Source organism: Aeribacillus sp. FSL K6-8210 (assembly GCF_037963925.1).
In the GTDB taxonomy this organism is placed as follows: Bacteria; Bacillota; Bacilli; order Bacillales; family Aeribacillaceae; genus Aeribacillus; species Aeribacillus composti.
Genome location: NZ_CP150172.1, coordinates 436,723 through 455,064, shown reverse-complemented (window position 1 = coordinate 455,064; position 18,342 = coordinate 436,723). Strand labels below are relative to the sequence as shown.

Annotated in this window: 16 protein-coding genes and 1 pseudogene; 9 read left to right on the top strand and 8 right to left on the bottom strand. The window is 35.6% G+C overall.

Annotated elements, in window-relative coordinates:
* Positions 1–15 precede the first annotated feature (15 nt).
* Positions 16–1,425: an FAD-linked oxidase C-terminal domain-containing protein gene (locus tag NSQ41_RS02330; protein ID WP_327856899.1), complete on the top strand. Its 1,410-nt coding sequence runs from the start codon at positions 16–18 to the stop codon at positions 1,423–1,425.
* A 1-nt stretch (position 1,426) separates the two neighbouring features.
* Entirely contained in the window at positions 1,427–2,731 is a 1,305-nt protein-coding gene (locus NSQ41_RS02325; protein WP_066248135.1) for a (Fe-S)-binding protein, read from the top strand.
* Positions 2,732–3,411: 680 nt separating this feature from the next.
* On the opposite strand, the gene NSQ41_RS02320 is transcribed toward NSQ41_RS02325, so the two are convergent.
* The gene (locus NSQ41_RS02320) at positions 3,412–4,773 is read right to left on the bottom strand and encodes a transposase (protein WP_339210898.1); all 1,362 of its coding nucleotides are present in this window, start codon (positions 4,771–4,773) and stop codon (positions 3,412–3,414) included.
* A 155-nt stretch (positions 4,774–4,928) separates the two neighbouring features.
* On the opposite strand from NSQ41_RS02320, the gene NSQ41_RS02315 reads away from it, so the two are divergent.
* From NSQ41_RS02315 to NSQ41_RS02305, 3 genes are all read left to right on the top strand, one after another.
* Positions 4,929–5,108, top strand: a complete 180-nt coding sequence (locus tag NSQ41_RS02315) for a zinc ribbon domain-containing protein (RefSeq protein ID WP_339198533.1) — start codon at positions 4,929–4,931, stop codon at positions 5,106–5,108.
* A gap of 230 nt (positions 5,109–5,338) precedes the next feature.
* A complete protein-coding gene (locus NSQ41_RS02310) occupies positions 5,339–5,641 on the top strand; it encodes a DUF2089 family protein (RefSeq protein ID WP_339210897.1) in 303 nt (100 codons plus the stop codon).
* Positions 5,642–5,643: 2 nt separating this feature from the next.
* Positions 5,644–5,928, top strand: a complete 285-nt coding sequence (locus NSQ41_RS02305; RefSeq protein ID WP_339198529.1) for a hypothetical protein — start codon at positions 5,644–5,646, stop codon at positions 5,926–5,928.
* A 287-nt stretch (positions 5,929–6,215) separates the two neighbouring features.
* Here the strand turns inward: NSQ41_RS02305 and NSQ41_RS02300 are convergent, their stop codons facing one another.
* The gene (locus NSQ41_RS02300) at positions 6,216–6,350 is read right to left on the bottom strand and encodes an aureocin A53 family class IId bacteriocin (RefSeq protein ID WP_339210895.1); all 135 of its coding nucleotides are present in this window, start codon (positions 6,348–6,350) and stop codon (positions 6,216–6,218) included.
* 1,556 nt (positions 6,351–7,906) lie between these two features.
* Between NSQ41_RS02300 and NSQ41_RS02295 the strand changes: the two genes are divergently transcribed.
* From NSQ41_RS02295 to NSQ41_RS02285, 3 genes are all read left to right on the top strand, one after another.
* Complete coding sequence (locus tag NSQ41_RS02295; RefSeq protein WP_339198525.1) at positions 7,907–8,830, top strand: ABC transporter ATP-binding protein; 924 nt, start codon at positions 7,907–7,909, stop codon at positions 8,828–8,830.
* Between the two features lie 14 nt (positions 8,831–8,844).
* Positions 8,845–9,792, top strand: a complete 948-nt coding sequence (locus NSQ41_RS02290; RefSeq protein WP_339198521.1) for an ABC transporter permease subunit — start codon at positions 8,845–8,847, stop codon at positions 9,790–9,792.
* Between the two features lie 159 nt (positions 9,793–9,951).
* Positions 9,952–10,350, top strand: coding sequence for a DUF4064 domain-containing protein (locus tag NSQ41_RS02285; RefSeq protein WP_339198518.1), 399 nt, complete (start codon positions 9,952–9,954; stop codon positions 10,348–10,350).
* 180 nt (positions 10,351–10,530) lie between these two features.
* On the opposite strand, the pseudogene NSQ41_RS02280 reads toward NSQ41_RS02285, so the two are convergent.
* Positions 10,531–10,692: pseudogene (locus tag NSQ41_RS02280) on the bottom strand (ATP-binding protein); the annotation flags it as partial.
* Positions 10,693–11,868: 1,176 nt separating this feature from the next.
* Here NSQ41_RS02280 and NSQ41_RS02275 point away from each other — a divergent pair.
* The gene (locus NSQ41_RS02275) at positions 11,869–13,230 is read left to right on the top strand and encodes a transposase (protein WP_087960047.1); all 1,362 of its coding nucleotides are present in this window, start codon (positions 11,869–11,871) and stop codon (positions 13,228–13,230) included.
* A gap of 18 nt (positions 13,231–13,248) precedes the next feature.
* Here NSQ41_RS02275 and NSQ41_RS02270 read toward each other — a convergent pair whose 3' ends face one another.
* From NSQ41_RS02270 to NSQ41_RS02250, 5 genes are all read right to left on the bottom strand, one after another.
* Positions 13,249–13,491, bottom strand: a complete 243-nt coding sequence (locus NSQ41_RS02270; RefSeq protein ID WP_339210894.1) for a WGxxGxxG family protein — start codon at positions 13,489–13,491, stop codon at positions 13,249–13,251.
* A gap of 329 nt (positions 13,492–13,820) precedes the next feature.
* Positions 13,821–14,333, bottom strand: coding sequence for a DUF3231 family protein (locus tag NSQ41_RS02265; protein WP_311066814.1), 513 nt, complete (start codon positions 14,331–14,333; stop codon positions 13,821–13,823).
* Positions 14,334–15,110: 777 nt separating this feature from the next.
* Positions 15,111–15,977: a class II fructose-bisphosphate aldolase gene (locus NSQ41_RS02260; RefSeq protein ID WP_063387626.1), complete on the bottom strand. Its 867-nt coding sequence runs from the start codon at positions 15,975–15,977 to the stop codon at positions 15,111–15,113.
* Between the two features lie 117 nt (positions 15,978–16,094).
* Positions 16,095–17,093, bottom strand: coding sequence for an inositol 2-dehydrogenase (iolG, locus tag NSQ41_RS02255; protein WP_063387650.1), 999 nt, complete (start codon positions 17,091–17,093; stop codon positions 16,095–16,097).
* Positions 17,094–17,303: 210 nt separating this feature from the next.
* On the bottom strand, positions 17,304–18,290 hold the full coding sequence (locus NSQ41_RS02250) for a sugar ABC transporter substrate-binding protein (protein WP_063387627.1): 987 nt from the start codon (positions 18,288–18,290) through the stop codon (positions 17,304–17,306).
* Positions 18,291–18,342 lie beyond the last annotated feature (52 nt).

Here is an 18,342-nt window from a genome sequence, read left to right as displayed (position 1 = left end):
AAGTGAGAGATTCATATGAAGGTAGTTACACCGAGTCATATTGAAGAGATTAAATCAATAGTTAAAACCGGTAAAGTACTCACTGAAGAGAGCGACCGTTTCAGCTATTCATTTGACGGCTCTTTCGGAACATTTCTGCCGGATGTGGTCATTCAAACAAAGAGCGTGGAAGAATTAGCATCCCTTGTGAAGCTTGCCAATCGCGAGAAAATCCCAGTTTATCCTCGCGGTCAGGCCACATCATTAAGCGGCGGCCCGCTGCCTGTCAAAGGCGGTATGGTATTGGATTTATCGGTATTAGATGATGTACTTGAAATTCATGAAGAAGACTTAATCGCCGTTGTATCCCCGGGAGTATTAACAGCGGATATTCACAAAGCAGCCGAGAAAAAAGGATTAATGTATCCTCCAGATCCAAGCAGTTCACATGTGTCTACTATTGGTGGAAATTTAGCTGAGAACTCTGGAGGTCCAAGAGGATTAAAATACGGAGTAACGAAAGATTATGTGATTGGTTTGGAGGTTATCACTCCTGAGGGTGAAATCATTCATACTGGCGGACGCACTGTAAAAAATGTAACCGGTTATGATTTAACAAAACTCATTGTCGGATCAGAAGGAACCTTAGGCATCATTACAAAAGCAATTTTGCGCCTTCTTCCAAAGCCGCCCGCTTCCGAAACCATTATGGCGGTATTTGACAGCCTTGTTGATGCGGGAAGCGCCATTTCAAAAATTTTATCGTCAGGTATTTTGCCTGCCAAAATGGAGTTAATGGATCAAGCTTCGATTGTGGCGGTCGAAAATTACGAGCCTTTAGGGCTACCTGTAGATGCAGAAGCGATTATTCTCATTGAGCTCGACGGCCATCCTTTAGCTTTAAAGGATGAGATCAAACAAGCAGCGGAACTATGTTATCTTGTCGGAGCAAGAGCTGTTCGCATTCCAAAAAATGAAGCGGAAAAAGCGGAGATCTGGAAAGCTCGAAAGCTGGTATCTCCGGCTATCGTACGTATAAAACCGACCAAAATTTCAGAAGATGCCACCGTACCACGAAGCAAAATACCTCAAATGTGCGCAAGATTGCAGGAAATTCGAGATAAATATAATATTCACCTCGTCGTATTCGGTCACGCAGGTGATGGCAACCTGCATCCAAACATTATTTGCGACAAAAACGACAAAGAAGAAATGCGCCGCGTAGAACAAGCTGTCGCTGAAATTTTCACAGCAGCAGTTGAACTTGGCGGAACGCTTTCAGGCGAACACGGCATCGGAACTATGAAGGCTCCTTTTATGGAAATGGAATTAGGACCAGTCGGTCTGGATATGATGAAGCGGATTAAAAAAGTTTGGGATCCAAATAACATCATGAATCCAGGAAAAATTTTCCCCGAAAAGGGGCAGAAATTGGAGTTGAGTTAACATGAAAGAATCTCTTGAAGAACTAAGGGAAGAATTTCAATATAATAAAACGAACAGCTGTGTACAGTGCGGTTATTGTCTGCCCGTCTGCCCGACATATGTAACTACGCGAATAGAAACACATTCACCGCGCGGACGTATTAATTTAGTCAAAATGGTTGGCGAAGGAAAAATCACGGATCTATCAGTGCTTGAAGAGCCGTTGGATTTATGCCTTGGATGCCGGGCTTGTGAAACGGCTTGTCCGACTGGAGTGGAATATGGTTCCATCCTTGAATCAGCAAGGGCTGCACTTGTGAAACGCAAGAAATTTAAAGCTCCTGTTCGTCTGCTGAGAAAGACAATGTTTCAGAACGTATTCCCTAGTAAAACAGCCATGAATGTGATCGGCAATACGTTTTGGCTTTATGAGAAAAGCGGATTGCAAAAAGCGATGCGCAAAACTGGTATTATGAAAAAGCTGCCTTATCATTTAGGTGAATTCGAAGCGACAATGTCTCAGGCAGTTTCACCAGCAGAGCGTAAACAAGCTCCTTCCAAAGCGAAAGCAAAAGGTGAAAAAAAATATACAGTTGCATTTTTCACCGGATGTATCATGGATGCTATGTTCCATCGCATCAACCGGTTGTCTGTACAGCTGCTTGCAGAAGCGGGTTGTGATGTCATTGTCATTCCTAATCAGACATGCTGCGGCGCACTGCATGCGCACTCTGGTGAAATAGAGGAAGCCAAGCGTCTCGCAAAACAAAACATCGCCGCATTTGAACAAGAGAACGTTGATTTTATTGTGAATAATGCCGGAGGATGCGGAGCTATGCTGCATGAATATGACCACCTGCTCGCAGATGATCCAGAATGGGCTGATAGAGCGGCTGCGTTCACTGCAAAATCAAGAGATATCAGCCAAGTGCTAGTCGCTTGCGGCGGACTGCCTAATCTTCGGTCAAATCCGGAAGAACGAGTCACATATCAGCCTTCGTGTCATATGACCAATGTTCAAAAAGTGACTGAGGAGCCTTTAAACCTTCTAAAAAGTATTTCAGGAATTAATTTTGTTGAGATGGAGCAAGCAAACATGTGCTGCGGTTCAGCAGGAATCTATAATATTATTAACTATGATGCCTCAATGGACATCCTTGATGAGAAAATGAAGCATACGAAAGCGACCGGAGCATCAGTCGTGATTACGACCAACCCAGGATGTCTCATACAGATGAAGCTTGGTATCGAACGCGAAAAACTGTCTGATTCTGTGCGGGCATTGCATCTAGTCGAATATTTGGCCGAAGCTGCCGGAATTTCATAAATTTTGCTTACACTTATGATGGATACGTGTTTATTGTACATTTGATAGAAGCATTAAAAATGACATTCCGCACCTGAAAGGAAAACTTCCATCTTTTTTTCAGGTGCGTTTTTTAAAAGTTTTCACTTATCATTTAATTCCTTTTTAATCAACTTCTTCCACCTTCATTCTTTTTTCGATAATTTCCATCGATCATCTATTTTACCTGCTCCGACACACGGATGGAAAGGAAAGATTATAGCCAGTCTCAAGTTCAAATAACCCTTTTGATTGTTAGCCGGTGTAATCAAGTCAGCCGGAAAAGAATTCGATCCGCTAATACAATCGGATTTTCTTCACGCTGAAAATCTCCAAAATGTGTCCAGTTAAATTGAATTGGACGATGTTTCAGAGCAACGTTTTTCGTATTGGCATAGAGAATCTGTCTGTAAAAGTAAGAAAATGAAGCTTTATATGACGTTTTATTAATGTTTCTGTTTATTCATATAGGTTTGTAAATTCCGCATATCCGAGAACAGCCAAGTACGATTAATTCGAAGTCATAAACACCTTGATATTGCCATTCTCAGCCAAAGAATCCCTAGTTTGGTAACAAACTAAACCGGACCAATTTTTATTTCTCAAAATATTTAAAAAAGATCAAAAAAAAAAAAAAAAACATTTATTGATTTTTAATAAACTCAACTTTCGCAGCTCAATTTTGGTAAATAAGCCTTGATATAATTAGGCAAAACTACAATCCATTTACGTAATTGACTTTCGATGAATTTTTTAATCTTTTGATTTACATTTTGAAGTGCATCTTCAAGAATTTCAATGAGTAGTTGAAATGCAAAGGCCCAATCTAGTTCATCGATTTCATCACAAAGTTCATAAAAAATGCCGCCTAATGTTCGATAATCTGTACTTACTCGGTTTTGCCAAGACAAAACAATGTACCTTGTAAACACAATAGTGGTATGGCTGATCATGGAATCATAAGATCTTCCTTGGAACTCTTTTTGGAGTTTCAATAAGGATTTGACTGTTTTGAAGAATACTTCAATATCCCAACGTATCCCATAAATACGAATGATTTCTTGATCCGATAAAGTACAGTCTGTACTCAAAATAGCTAGCCACTGTCTCTTTTTATTACGATTACGGACAAATACCACTTTAACAGGTACGCCATTTGCCATCGTTGTGTGAATAGAGCGCAAAATACCCTTTTGATGTTGTGATGGTTTAGCTGTTTGGTATAGTTTTTTTAGGCTCACCCATTCACCGTTCACTTGATATCTTTGTTTTGTATCCTTCACCATTCCAATAACATCCAACCCTTGATCCACAATGGACTTGATCAAAGGCTGTTGGGTAAACCATGTATCCATTAAAACGTATGAGGCATCGATTCCTTGAGAAAGTGCCCGTTTAATCATATTGGGAATAACTTCCGGCGCTTTTTGTAAAGCTTCGACACGCCGCTTATAACCGGATGTACGCTTATCGATTCGGTTATCAATCCCATTGATTTGGGAATTCGTAGAGCTTAATAAAGCAAAATCAATAGGCAAAAATGTAGCACCATCTGACCAGCCGAGTGTAAGCATACGAAATCCTTTGTAATAACGCATTTTTTGAGAAGAATGATCGAAACAGCGAGCAAGCAGTTCAACCTTTTTACTGCGATTTCGTTCATAAGATGAGTCGTCCACGATCAGCACTTTCGGACGGTCGTGTCTCGTTAAACTACTTACCTTCATAATGGTGAAAGTACTCAAAACAAGTAAAAACCTGCGCCAATTGTATTGAGGGTTATTTAAGAAGCGATAAATAGCGTTTTTTTCCGGCAAATCTTTAGCTTTTTTACTTTGAAGAAGTCGAAACAAATTTTTGCCTTCAAAAACTAAACTAAAAACTAGCTGGAATAAATAGGCGCAGGAATAACCGAAACCCTTGTTAATTCCCACTTTCCTTAAATATTTTAAGATTTCAAGTTCATCAAATATAGCTTTTACTTCTTTTGGTAGTTGATTGTTCAGTCTGTTATTCGTTATCATAATAAGAGACACCTCACCTGCTTTTGGTAATGTTTTTTCTGGACAATTAAACTATACCAAAAGTTGAGGTGTTTTTTTTGCAAATTTTTATGTCAAGAAGTATTCGAAACAACCAACAAACCCATTAACCGTAAGGCTTAGAAATCCAATTTACTGTGAGAAAGTTGAGTTTTAAAGTAATTTGCTATATTTTTGTCAAACCTCTTGTTGTGGTAGCGTCAAAGATTCGTTGCCCATTTGAACGTACATTCCAATGCAAATGCGGTTTTGTAGCTGATAGAGATTGGGATAATGCACTCAACATCAAAAAGGAAAGATTGCGGTTATTAGCATAATCCTATATAGAGCATGGTACCGGCTTGATAGTTCTGTCTCCATATCGTATCGTTAGATAAGATTATCCGAGAAGTCTTCCTTCTAAACGAAGCGTAGGTGGAGGATAGTTCACTGAATATAAAAATACCGAATGTTAATCGTTTAAAAAATTGGTATATAATTTATTTTTATTTAAAAATTATTGAATAAAATTAAAAAATGAATTAATATAATTAAAAGGGGTGGTTATATGGAAAGAGATGAAATTCCATCATGGGTACTATCTCTAGATAAAGAATCATTAGAGTTTATAAGAAAGTTTATTTTGAATTCTGGATCATTGAAAGCTATGGCGCGCGATTATAAAGTATCTTATCCTACTGTACGTACGATGTTAGACAGATTGATGAAAAAAATCGAATTGCATAGCAAGGAAGAAGACGTCGAATTTGTAAACATGATTAAAAATCTCGTCATTGATGAGCGTATAAGTTTAGATGTTGCAAAAATTATTATTGATAAATACAAAAGGGAAAAGGAAAAGGGAGAATAAAAATGGAACATATTTTACAATTCTCGATAGCTGTTTTAGTTTTAGTTTTTCAATATTTAATTTCTAAAAGAGGGCATGTGCTCTTAGGTGCAATATTACCCTTGCTTTATATTGGATTTTTTGTATACGGATATCTGAATAATATATTTCCTGTAAGATCTGGGGAAGCGATACTTGCATTATTAGGAGGAACAGTGCTTCTTGTATCAGGATGGGTTAGTGGGAGAGAATCTTTATCTAGGAAAAGAAAGAAAGAACTAGATAAAATAAAAGCAAGGGATCTATAAAAATAAAGATAGTAACAAAAACTTGTATATTTTTAAAGGATGATTTAATGAGATCAAAACATTACTAGGGTAGAGCAGAATAGAATGAGCAATTAGTGTTAAACAAAAAGAGGAATTAAGGCATATTACTTATTAAAGAAAGAAAGGGCAGTAGCCCTTTCTTTCAGGTTCTTACAGAGTAGGAAATATTCTGAAATATTCTCCTATCCTATCCTATCCTATCCCAACCTAACAATTGGACTAGAACAAAATCTATATGATGTAGTAATAAAATGATACATTAAGTATTAACCAACAATGTTATTAATTTTATCAATGATCCAGTCAATTGCCATACCACCTCTGATCCACTTTAACACTTTATCTTTGTTATCCCAAGCCCATTTCGCAGCTTTAGAACTTAATTGAGCAACGATTTTCAAAAAAAAGTATCCATTTTTACTCTTTATTTCCAATTTTATATAATATTGTTGAAATTAGGTATAACATATATTACAAAAAATGTCTATAGAATGTTCTGATTTTTTACTGTTTTTATATTGTTTTTACATTTATTTTATTTTTTACAAAAATTATCTGAATTTGTAAAATAATTTAATAAAAAATATACTTTTTCTATAATGTTAAGTGTAAATTCAATATTAATGTGTTTTGAACAAGGGCGCCCTATTTTTTAATTAATATCTATTAAACACCAACGTCTTTAACAAACAGAAAAAACGAAGATCAAGCTGGATAAATCATATTTTTAACAACTTTATTTTCCTATTATTACCTGTTTATGGTGTGCAGAATAAACAAAATGATACAACTTTATAGAAGGAACGAAGCTTCCAGAAAAATATCCGTAGTACACTTCATTTTTAAACGACCTTATTGTTAATAAAATCGATTTGTAGAAATTTGTATACTTGTGTTTGGATTAAATTTGTCAAATTTTTTTAAATCGTCCGGTATTACTAGCTATATTTGGATCATAGCTGCAGCGATTAATTTCTACTTCTGGCCAAATTTCTGGTATATATAAGTGGCTTTGTTTGTTCTTATTAATACTTCACAACTATTAAATGGTTTGTATAGTTGCTACAATCTATGTTGTTCCTTTATCCAAATTCAAACTGGATCTTTTTCTACAAAATTATTTATAACAACCCGAATGAAATTTAAGAGTTAAAAGTGACGGAATCACTATTACAGCGAATGTCTCGAAATTTCAACACGTTCTAAATCAATTCAAGTATTGAAAATTTCAGATATTCCTAATGATATAGCAATTCGTTATTATCAATGGTATGCAAATAAGGACAACCATTGAAATCATATGAGGTTTTATAAAGTAATCTCAGACAACTGCCTTGTTAACTTCATAATTAAAGCCGGTTGATAACTGACACTTAATAGCTTTATAGGTGTCTTTATTTAAATGGATATAAGGTACAGAAAGTAATAAAACTAAGGATGAATTCGGTATATAAATTTTATTTTTGTTCAAAAAAAATTGAATAAAATTAAATTTTAGTTTAATATAATTTAGTAAGGGGGATATGGAAAGAGATGTCACTCCGTTATGGGTACTACCTCTAGTTAGAGAACTGGTAAATCATTAGGAAAGGAGAGGGTATTTTTGAAATCGGCACTACCGCCGATAATTTTGGACTAATTATATCCATTGTGTGGGGGTATTTCTCCGATTTGAGACATGGAGAAACGCAAGTGTTTATGATTAGACTTATCGTTGTACCTTTATTACCTTTATTACTTTTATTACTTAGTAAGATGCGTGAAGCTAAAGAAAAGGAATGAGCTTGCTTCTCTAGGCTATTTAAACATCTAAAGTAGCTCCTTTTGTTAAAACCTTCTTTTAAATTATTGGAAGATATGTGAAACATGAATGCTTCAGAATTTAATAGTAAGTAACCTTTTAGAGTCAAAAATCGTGACTGATAGTATGGAATTTGCAGAAAGAGGGAGAGAGTACATGGCAGTAAAAGCCCTAGAAGTTCGATCTTTAACGAAAAAAGTAAAAAATAAAGTGATTGTCGATGATGTTAGTTTCGCCGTTGAAAAAGGTGAAATATTTGGGTTGCTTGGCCCTAATGGTGCCGGAAAAACGACGATTATACGGATGATCGTGGGCTTGATAGGGCGCACGAAGGGCAGTGTGTATGTGAATGGCTACAATTTAGATGAGCAATTTAAAGAAGCAATGAGTGAAATTGGAGCGATTGTAGAGAATCCAGAATTCTATAAATATATGAACGGATATAAAAATCTAAAGCACTATGCAAACATGGCAAGACACAAAGTCACTGAGGAACGTATTCAAGAAGTAATAAGGGTAGTAGGTCTTGAACAAGTTATTCACCAAAAGGTAAAGACATATTCACTTGGAATGCGGCAACGATTAGGATTAGCACAAGCTTTATTGCATAATCCATCTTTATTAATACTGGATGAACCAACAAATGGACTTGATCCTCAGGGGATTAGAGAATTCAGGGATTATTTGCGCTCTTTAACGAAAGAGGGAATCTCTGTTATCGTATCCTCTCATTTATTATCAGAAATGCAATTAATGTGTGACCGATTTGCCATTATTAAACAAGGAAAACTAATTCATGTTTCTTCTATGGACTTACATAATGAACAAGATCAATCATTACAAAATGTGGTGTTTGAGGTTAGTGATGTAGAAACAGCAGTTCAGCTTCTCCAAGAAAATAAGTTGACCGATGAATTAAAAATAGTAGGTGACCAACAGTTTTCAATTAACATAGACAAAGAGACAATTGCAGTAGTTAATCAGCTATTAGTGAAGAATAATGTCAATGTATATAGAATCAATCTAGTAACTACAACGCTTGAGGATCGTTTCTTAGAATTAACCGGCAAAGGTAAGTAGGAGGGTAAAGACTAGTGTTTTCTCTAATTAAAAATGAGATGGTGAAGATTTTTGCGAAAAAGGCTAGTTGGATATACATCTTGATTCTGATTTTAGCTGTAGTCATTGGAGGCATCATTCAACAAAAAATATATGGGGAACCGAGCGATAATTGGCGCGAGGAAACTCAAACCGAATTGAACCAATTAAAAAAGGATTTGGAAGCTGCTCCAAATGAAGATAAGGAATGGATTATGGAGCAAATAGAGCAAAAGCAACGCTATCTTGATGAAAATATAAATCCAAATGCAGTAAGTAATTGGCATTTTATGAATGGAACTGTGATAGGCATGACAATGTTGGTCACTCTGTTTGCAGTTATTGTAGGCAGTGCAAGTGTATCATCAGAATTTGCCGAAGGGACAATCAAACAGCTATTAATTAGACCCCATCAAAGATGGGTCATCCTTCTGTCTAAGTATATCTCAGTATTACTCTATTCTATAGTGTTATTGATTGTTCTTATTATATCAGGATATATTGTAGGCTTGATTCTTTTCGGGAGCGGGGATTTTAACGCAAAAATCTTTGAAACCACTCTTGATGGCCAACAAAAGTTAGCTGTTGTGGGGACACAATTCTTTTTAAAGGTCATGTATTATATTCCAAGTCTATTGATTATCATAACGATTGCTTTCATGTTATCTACCTTGTTTAAAAGCCAAGCATTGGCCGTGGGTATCGGAATATTTGTTTTGTTCCTATCCTCAACTATTGGCGGTATGATTGTGTTATTAGCAGAAAAATATACCTGGGCAAAATTTTTAATCTTTCCACACTTGGATCTAACAGTTTATGCTCTACAAGAAAAAATACTCCAAGACGTAACATTGCCAATGTCCTTAATCATTTTGGCGGTGTACTACACTATATTCTTGTTGATAACATTTACCTTTTTTCAAAAAAGGGATATTAGCATATAAAATAATTTAGGTTCAAATCGGTAAACCTTGATATGATGTCAATGCTTGTATTCATGATCTTCACGTATTTTATATAACATATTCTATTGTAGTGTTGAGTAGCATTTTTAGTAACTTGTTGGATAACATTTTGTAAATAGTAAGGGAGATAAAGTATCAATGAAAAGAATAGTAGAGGTAATATTGGCTATTTTAGGGATTTTGTCGTACGGACTAGTGATAGCTTTAGGTGGGCTTATGTTCTTTCTACGAAATAACGAAGAATTTCTTAAAGAATTTTCAAGCAATGGGGCGGATGATTTGGAAACAGTGGTTAAGATAATGAGCACAGGGGGAACAATGTTTATAATCGCATCCATTCTTGCGATCATATTAGGTATTATAGCAATTTTCACGATTAAAGGGAATAAACGCCCAAAAGGAGCTGGTACTATCTTCATTGTGACAGCTGTCTTGGTTGCAATTATTACAGCGGGGATTGGTATTATTCCTGGTATCTTTTATTTCATTGCTGGACTTATGTGTTTTGTTCGAAAGCCTCCTCAAGTGACAGGATGAGTAGCTTTAAACATACATATTCCCCTCTCTAATTTCATTATACTGACTATTTCTACTCTTTGTTATTGAAGAAATGACAAAATTATAATAAAAATATTAATAATTTAGAGTCATATAATGTATTTTGCAATAGAAAAGTGCAGAGAAATGCAATTAAAAATGCAGAGGTTTGCCACCCATTTAATTCCTTTTCGACAATGCGTGGGACAGTCTATAGCTCTCGCCATGAAAAGAGATGATATGGGCGTGATGAATTAGCCTGTCCACTAACGCTGCTGTTAATCGAGAATCTGTAAAGATCCGGTTCCATTGACTAAATTCTAAGTTAGATGTAATAAAGAGAGGTGATTCAAATTGCAAAATGCAGAAGAATACAATTCAGTAAATGTACAAGAAAAAATTAATTCAAATAAACGCTTTATTTCTGTACTGTTTATGTGGTGTGGTCAATTATTTTTTGTTTTATTTGTTCCGTAATGTTTTATCCAATCAATTATATTACCTTAAAATTTACCCCAGCTTCCTATTTTTTATCATTTGCTGCAGTGTTTATTAGCAGTGGCGTTTTATTTCACCGATTCTACTTATTTCTATACGATCATGTTGTAATCTTGGCAAAAAATCAAAACGATAGAATTTGGAATATGATAGCTCTTACTTTGTTTAACATAACTGGTCCATTCGCTGGATTGTTAATTTATTTGTTCACCGACAACCTGATTTATGGGGGAACTACAGTTTTATTTATTTCTACGGCTCTGTGAGTTGGTTTATACCTCTAAATTTTATAAGGAAGGAACTTAAGGAAAGAAGGGAAAGGAATTTTAATATTGTCTTCATAGACGAGAATGGAAATAAACGGATCTATTTCAAATTATAGGTCTTGTATCTACTAATGATAATGCACTTGTAAAAATAATTAATAACGATTATTAATTATAAGTATAATGGATTCATATATGAATCAAAGAAAACCAGATTGACTAGAAATAGTTAACAAATTTCTTTTTAAAAAGAAGGGATTTACTGATAAATAGTGTCAGGATAAATCATAACACCTTAGATCCTTCTGACATTGTTCCCCTATGTCTTTTGCGCTTTCTTGTGTTTACTTCTTCTTTGTTTTGTAAAATTTATACACAAAAGATCAATTGGTTTTTTTAGCTATTTGGTCTTTTCTTATTTTTTAAGGGAATGTTATATTCCTCGTAATTGGAATTTAGTAAAAATTTATTAACGAAAATATTAAATTCATTGCCCGAAAAAAATCCATACATAGAAGAATAAGTAATGGTTACTATCAAGAAATATAAAAAAAATCAAAAAAATAAGAAATGAAATAACATTTATTAAATACTCAGCTTTCGCAGTCCAAAATCTTGTTTAAATGCTTGATGTAAATGGTTTTGGGAAGTACAAAATTATCATTTGACATTTTTTAAAACATAAAGAAAGACACCTATTCTTTTGGTAAAATATTGGTGACGAAACCAAATCCAAAAGAAAGGTGTCACCACTATGATAACGAATAAAGACTACTTTGCGCAATTACCAAAAGAAATTAAACAAGGATTTTCCGAATTAAATATTGGATATCATTTAAGAAAAGCGAATATTACGAAACTTTCCGGGTATTCTTGTCTTACTGTTTTCAAACTGATTTTTCTTTTAGTCTTCCAATATAAGAACTGGTTTCGTGCTTTTATGAGTAAACGATCTCAGGATCTGCCCGGAAAGGATACAGTCTATCGCTTTTTAAATACACCAACCTATCATTGGAGAAAGTTTCTGCTTTCATTAAGCAGTGAAATGATCCGTCTGCTTCAACCATTAACTTCAAAAGATCGTGTCACAGCTTTTGTGATTGATGATTCTGTCTTTTCAAGAAACCGTAGTAAGTCGGTTGAACTGTTGGCTAAGGTTTTTGATCACTCTACCCATCAGTACTTGAAAGGGTTTCAAATGCTTACCCTTGGCTGGACCGATAGTTTTACTTTTATTCCCGTTGATTTTGCTCTTCTAAGTTCACCGAAAAAGGAAAATCGCCTGCAAGAAATCAATACCAATATTGATAAACGAACATCTGGCTATAAGCGTCGCCAGGAAGCTCTGAAATCAAAACCGGACGTGGCTTCAGCTTTACTTGATCATGCGCTTGAAAAAGGGATTATAGCTGACTATGTTCTCATGGATTCCTGGTTTACACAAGCGCCTTTAATTGAGAAGATTACGAACAAAGGGTTATTTGTCATTGGCTTGGTGAAGCAATTAAAGCAGCGATACGTTTACAATGGTGAACGTTTCACACTGAATCAACTTTACAAATTGGCAAAACCTCACATGGGTAAAAAAGACATTCGCGGATCCGTTTATGCTACTTTAGACAATGGAATTCCAGTAAAAATTCTATTTGTACGAAACCGTAATAAACGGAGCGAATGGCTTGCCATTCTCAGCACAGATACAACATTAGAAAATGAAGAGATCATTCGTATTTACGGCATGCGTTGGGACATTGAAGTCTTCTTCAAATGCAATAAATCCCTTTTAAATTTAGAGAAAGAATTCCAGGGACGTTCCTACGACATGTTAATTAGCCATACAACCATTGTTTTTACACGATATATTCTCATTGCTTGGCAAATGCGAAAAGAGGAGGATCCTAAGACGATTGGCAACCTTTTTTACATCCTTTGCGAAGATGTAAAAGACATAGATTTTATTACTGCCCTTCAATCACTTATTGACCTTTTCCAAACTTTGGCGGAAGCCGAGGTTTCTTTGAACATGGACATCTTTAAAAATCAAATGAATAAATGGTTGGCCACTATACCTAATTATATCAAGCAATGCTTAAATATTTCTGTGTGCGAAAGTTGAGTAATAAATATATTGGGTCTAATCTCTTCTGTCATTTCTTCTTAACCCTAACAGTCCTGCAAGACCAACTAAACCAATCCATCCCCAATCTGTATCTTCATTATCATCACTATTATCAACATCTGTATTTTGAGCCATTTGAGTAATTTTGTTTGTGTTGTTATTGACGTCTATGCTGTCATTTTCAGCGTAGACAACTATCCCAAAAAGCATCAACGCAACTGATAGAGCGCAAAATGAATGGAGAATTTTTTTTAACATGGTTTTCACCTCCTTTTAATAATTGTTAACATTTAATATGTCCATCAAAAGAACAATTATTCTTTAGATATAGAAGCCGTTTAGGGCGTCATTTTTAAACCTATTCAATTCAATAAACGAGTGCGTTAAAGAAAAAATAGATGGTAAAAAAAGAGAAATGAATGCAATTACAAGGTATATATCTTCTATAAAAGAAGGGGAGCTATTATCAAATGTTTTAAGGCAGGGATTGGGGATTTACTGTTATTCCACAAACGTGATGAATGGTTGGCATACAAAAGACGATTTTTAAAAAGTAAAAGCTTGCGGCATCGCAAGCTTTTCCATATTTAGCAATCCGAACTTTTCACGTTGAGCGGCGGTGGAACTAGCCAGCCTTTTTCTTTGTTTATTCTAAGCAATTTAGCACCATATTGCGCTTTTTTTACGTGAAATTGACCAAACATTAAAGCAATATCTTCCCTGATGCACTCTCCTATAATTGTACTGCATGCCACTAAACCAGCAGAAATATCTTTGCTAAGCATTGCAGCTATTTCCGGGTCGGCAAATCTCGCACCAACTGGAATATCTTCCAAACATGCTTTTGGCCGTTCTGGGGGTGATGGCGGAAGTGCTATTCCATTTTCTTTTAACAAGTTTTCTATTTCTTGTATTTCCGGTTTTAAAACGTTTTCGATGCTATCCTCTATAAAACGTTTTAAATCCTTATCGCCTGTGTGGTTGAGCAATGTTTGATATCCTGCAACAAATCCTTTAGCCGTTTGTAAATACGACCATACGCCAAATATTTCTCCGTAGTGCATTGGCTCTTCTTTTGGATTACCGCTTAAAATTCCCATAATAAACCTCCTAACAAAATTCATATATCACCATTCTTTAGATAATATGGATTGATTGAAATACAATTATGCAAAGGAAAGTGAAGTTTTAAAAAAACTTATTATGTTATTGGAATTTTGTACGAAGGATGAACAAAGAAGTTTGTGTAATGCATTGATTAGATCATCAAATTTAGTTAAATTTTCAATCCTTCTAACAGTACTTCTCGATAGGAAATTTGACTACAAAAAAGGACTACCTCCTTTCTTCTTAGTAAGGAAGTAGTCCTCACTTATTCTATAGACCAGTTCTCAAAAAAGTGGTCAAATTTTATTACATGCACCCTACATATCCTTTTATTGTAATAATTTTACAGTTCCCTTTCACTTTCGTGCATTTTGATTTTAGAGGGCAATGACTACAGTCTTCACATTCAAGATTTTGAAGCTTTGCTCATAACCAGACGGGTCCTTTTTGTTTTGGTATTTTTTAAACGCAACTCTTCTTCCATTTGGGCAGATAAAACAATTATCTTGCTCACAATACGTCCAGTTTTTCGCAATTTTGATGTCTTTTTGTATTTGTGTGTTGTTCTTGTACGTAGGTGCCATAAGAAATCAGAAAATCAAATCGAGGCTCTTTCTCAACACCAACTGCATATAGTTTTCTTCACCGCCATATCCTGTGACTGTTTTCAGCATGGGTAAAGAAAATTTGCCAGTTTCTCCATATTTTCTTGGATGAGCTTTTCGATTCCCCGGCAGGAATAAATCTTTTGGGAATAAGCGTACAGAAAACTATATTTTTTGCATCAATTTTTCTATTCGATTGGAGCTTCCGAAAATCTCAATATGGTATTTGACATTTTCATATGCGGCACGGATAACATCTTGATGAAACACAAAATAATCTGTATAGCAAGAAGATTGGACATTTTTATTTATATGATTGATAACATTGTTGAAGGTTGAAGTAGCAACATTAATTTTTCTAATTCCTAACTTAATGCATTCTTTAAAATCATTCTCTTCGATTCCCGATCCACCGTGCAATACAAGCGGTATTTCAACTCGCTCATCAATTTCCTTCAAACGGTCAAACCGCAAATTTGGTTCACCTTTATATACGCCGTGGGCGTTCCCGATTGCAATTGCTAATGCATCTACTTTTGTTTCTTCCGCAAATTTCTCAGCTTCTTCAACCCCTGTAATAGTTATTTCGATATCTTCTGACCCATCTTCGCTTCCTCCGACTCTTCCAATCTCAGCTTCAACGGTTGCACCGTAGAAGTTCGCCAGTTTAACAATTTCTTTTGTCTTTTCTATATTTTCTTTTAAAGGTAAATGTGATCCATCATACATGACAGATGTAAAGCCGATATCAAGTGCCTGCTTGATTTTTTCATAAGTTAAACCGTGATCAAAATGAACTGCTACTGGGACAACAGATTGTTTCGCAGCTTCAACCATTAATGGGCCGATTAAATGAAGCGGAGAATGCTTCAAACGAACTTCGGCAATTTGCAATATAATGGGCGATCGTAATTCCTCTGCCGCTTGGATCGCCCCCATAACCATTTCCATATTTGCAACACTAAATGCGCCGATTCCAAAATTGTCCTCTTCCGCACTTGCGAATATCTCTCGCATTGTCACTAAAGGCATTTATTCATCATCCTTTTCCTATACCGACTATTTTCTGGGGAAAATCTGTACTTGCTATTACGTTTTCTATACAAGATCTTCAATGAAAAACAACGAATTTTTTTCTTAAATGGTTTGTTAAAACTCGACTTTCACCGGTACTCCTTTTTCAAATGACTCTTGCGCAGCTTTGGCAATTCTTTGTGCTTGCAAACCATCAAATCCACTGCACAAAACAGATTCATTATCCATGCAAGCATGAACAAATTGCTTAACTTCTTCAATATAGGCTTCAGAATAACGTTCAAGAAAGAAATAGAGCGGTTTATCCTTCACAACATGGTCAGATGTTGATAATTCAACTGTTGTCGGCCGGCAATTATCAGCAGTTGCCGCCCCTTTATCTCCAAAAATTTCTACTCTCTGATCATATCCATAAACGGCCTGTCTGCTATTATCAATGACACCTAATGCACCATTTTCAAATTTTAGTGTTACAACTGCCGTGTCGATATCACCGGCTTTGCCAATTTCTGAATCTATTAAAACGGCTCCTTGAGCAAAAACTTCAACTACTTCACTGTTTACAATATAACGAGCCATATCGAAATCGTGGATCATCATATCCATAAATAAACCGCCTGAAGTCCGCACGTAATCAATGGTTGGCGGTTTTGGATCCCTTGAAGTAATTTTTAAAATATGAGGTGTTCCAATTTGTCCTTGTTGAACAAGATCGTGTAGCCTTTTAAAATTCGGATCAAAGCGTCTGTTAAATCCTACTTGAAATTTGACGCCAGCCTTTTCAACTTCATTAATTACCTCTACTGTTTCTTCAACTGAAAAACTAACCGGTTTTTCACAAAAGATATGCTTACCGGCCGCCGCAGCCTTTTTAATAATTTCGGCATGCGTAGTAGTTGGAGAGCAAACAAAAATGGCATGGATTTCCGGATCACGTAAAAGATCCTCATAATTATCCGTAACTATTGAAATGTTCTTTTCTTTTGCCCAATCTTCCATTTGAGCAATCATTACATCCGATATTCCTTTAATCTTTACATTTGGTATATGCTGCATGTTTTCTGCATGCAGCCGCCCGATTCTCCCTGCTCCAATAATTCCAATGTTTATCATGTTCCGATCTCCTCCATTTTCACCAAGAAAATGACCATCATTTGGCATGATGAAATCTGCTTGCTCATCATTAAAAGTTTTTTATTTAAGTAAATAAAGGATCATTATATTAATGAGCTCGAGCTAAAGAAGCTCGAGCTATTTAATGCTTTTACGTGTCCGACAGACTTGTTGTTGCGAACAACCATCTTTTCATCAGTTAACAAAAATTTATTCTTTCGTAATGCTTTTCAAGAATTCTAATTTTTCTTGCGCATTTTCTTTTGTGATGACATCAATGCCGCTGTCAATTCTTTTTTCAACTTTTTCACCTTTTATAGCTTTAATTGCATTTTCAACTCCTAAATATCCCATGTCATAAGGGCTTTGAGCAATTGTTCCGGCTAATTTTCCGGCTATAATCGATTCAACAGCTTCAACTGTACCGTCTGTGCCAATGACCGGGATTTTCATTCCTTTAGCTTCAACTGCCCGGAGCACTCCAAGTGCCATATCATCGTTTGCAGCAAATACACCTTTAATATTTTTATTGTTCTGTAATATATTCTCCATTACTGACATCGCTTTTGATTTATCACTATCTGCCGGTTGTTCAGCTACTACTTTCATCCCAGCATCTTCTAAAGCTTTTTTGGCTCCTTTTATACGCTCATCTGTTGCAGTGTTCCCAAGAGCACCGCTAATAAGAGCTACTTCATCCCCTTTATTCAACATTGATGCAAGCAATTTTCCAGCTTCCTGACCAGCTGTGAAGTTTTCTGTTCCAATAAATGTTGTTTTATCTTTCAGTTCTGCGTCTGTATCAATGAGCAATACAGGAATGCCCTGTTGTGTAGCCTGTTCTAGTGAAGGAACAACAGTTGAAGGCTGAGTTGGCGAAACAACTAATGCCCCCGGCGATTGATTGATTTGGTCCTCAATCATATTTACTTGTTCGATCACTTGAGACTCTGAAGCTGGTCCTACAACATTTACTTCAACACCCAATTCTTTTCCAGCTGCTTTCGCACCAGCCTCTACATATTTCCAATATGGGCTGCTTAACGTTTTTAAAACGACTGATATTGTTTTTCCTTCTAAATCGTTGCCTTCTTTCTCACTACTTCCCCCTGAAGATTTTTCACCCCCACATCCGGATGCAATAATCATGCTAGCAGCCATTGCTACAACACCTAAAGATTTCACCCATTTTTTCATAAAATCATCCCCCTTGAATTTATAAATAAATTTTAAATATTAACACTATTTT

What these genes read in the sequence shown, in the direction of transcription:
- NSQ41_RS02330 (WP_327856899.1), top strand. Translation starts at nt 16, where the DNA reads ATGAAGGTAGTTACACCGAGTCATATTGAAGAGATTAAATCAATAGTT.
- NSQ41_RS02320 (WP_339210898.1), bottom strand. Translation starts at nt 4,773, where the DNA reads ATGATAACGAATAACAGACTGAACAATCAACTACCAAAAGAAGTAAAA.
- NSQ41_RS02295 (WP_339198525.1), top strand. Translation starts at nt 7,907, where the DNA reads ATGGCAGTAAAAGCCCTAGAAGTTCGATCTTTAACGAAAAAAGTAAAA.
- NSQ41_RS02325 (WP_066248135.1), top strand. Translation starts at nt 1,427, where the DNA reads ATGAAAGAATCTCTTGAAGAACTAAGGGAAGAATTTCAATATAATAAA.
- NSQ41_RS02305 (WP_339198529.1), top strand. Translation starts at nt 5,644, where the DNA reads ATGGAACATATTTTACAATTCTCGATAGCTGTTTTAGTTTTAGTTTTT.
- NSQ41_RS02285 (WP_339198518.1), top strand. Translation starts at nt 9,952, where the DNA reads ATGAAAAGAATAGTAGAGGTAATATTGGCTATTTTAGGGATTTTGTCG.
- NSQ41_RS02310 (WP_339210897.1), top strand. Translation starts at nt 5,339, where the DNA reads ATGGAAAGAGATGAAATTCCATCATGGGTACTATCTCTAGATAAAGAA.
- iolG (WP_063387650.1), bottom strand. Translation starts at nt 17,093, where the DNA reads ATGATAAACATTGGAATTATTGGAGCAGGGAGAATCGGGCGGCTGCAT.
- NSQ41_RS02250 (WP_063387627.1), bottom strand. Translation starts at nt 18,290, where the DNA reads ATGAAAAAATGGGTGAAATCTTTAGGTGTTGTAGCAATGGCTGCTAGC.
- NSQ41_RS02265 (WP_311066814.1), bottom strand. Translation starts at nt 14,333, where the DNA reads ATGGGAATTTTAAGCGGTAATCCAAAAGAAGAGCCAATGCACTACGGA.
- NSQ41_RS02275 (WP_087960047.1), top strand. Translation starts at nt 11,869, where the DNA reads ATGATAACGAATAAAGACTACTTTGCGCAATTACCAAAAGAAATTAAA.
- NSQ41_RS02270 (WP_339210894.1), bottom strand. Translation starts at nt 13,491, where the DNA reads ATGTTAAAAAAAATTCTCCATTCATTTTGCGCTCTATCAGTTGCGTTG.
- NSQ41_RS02260 (WP_063387626.1), bottom strand. Translation starts at nt 15,977, where the DNA reads ATGCCTTTAGTGACAATGCGAGAGATATTCGCAAGTGCGGAAGAGGAC.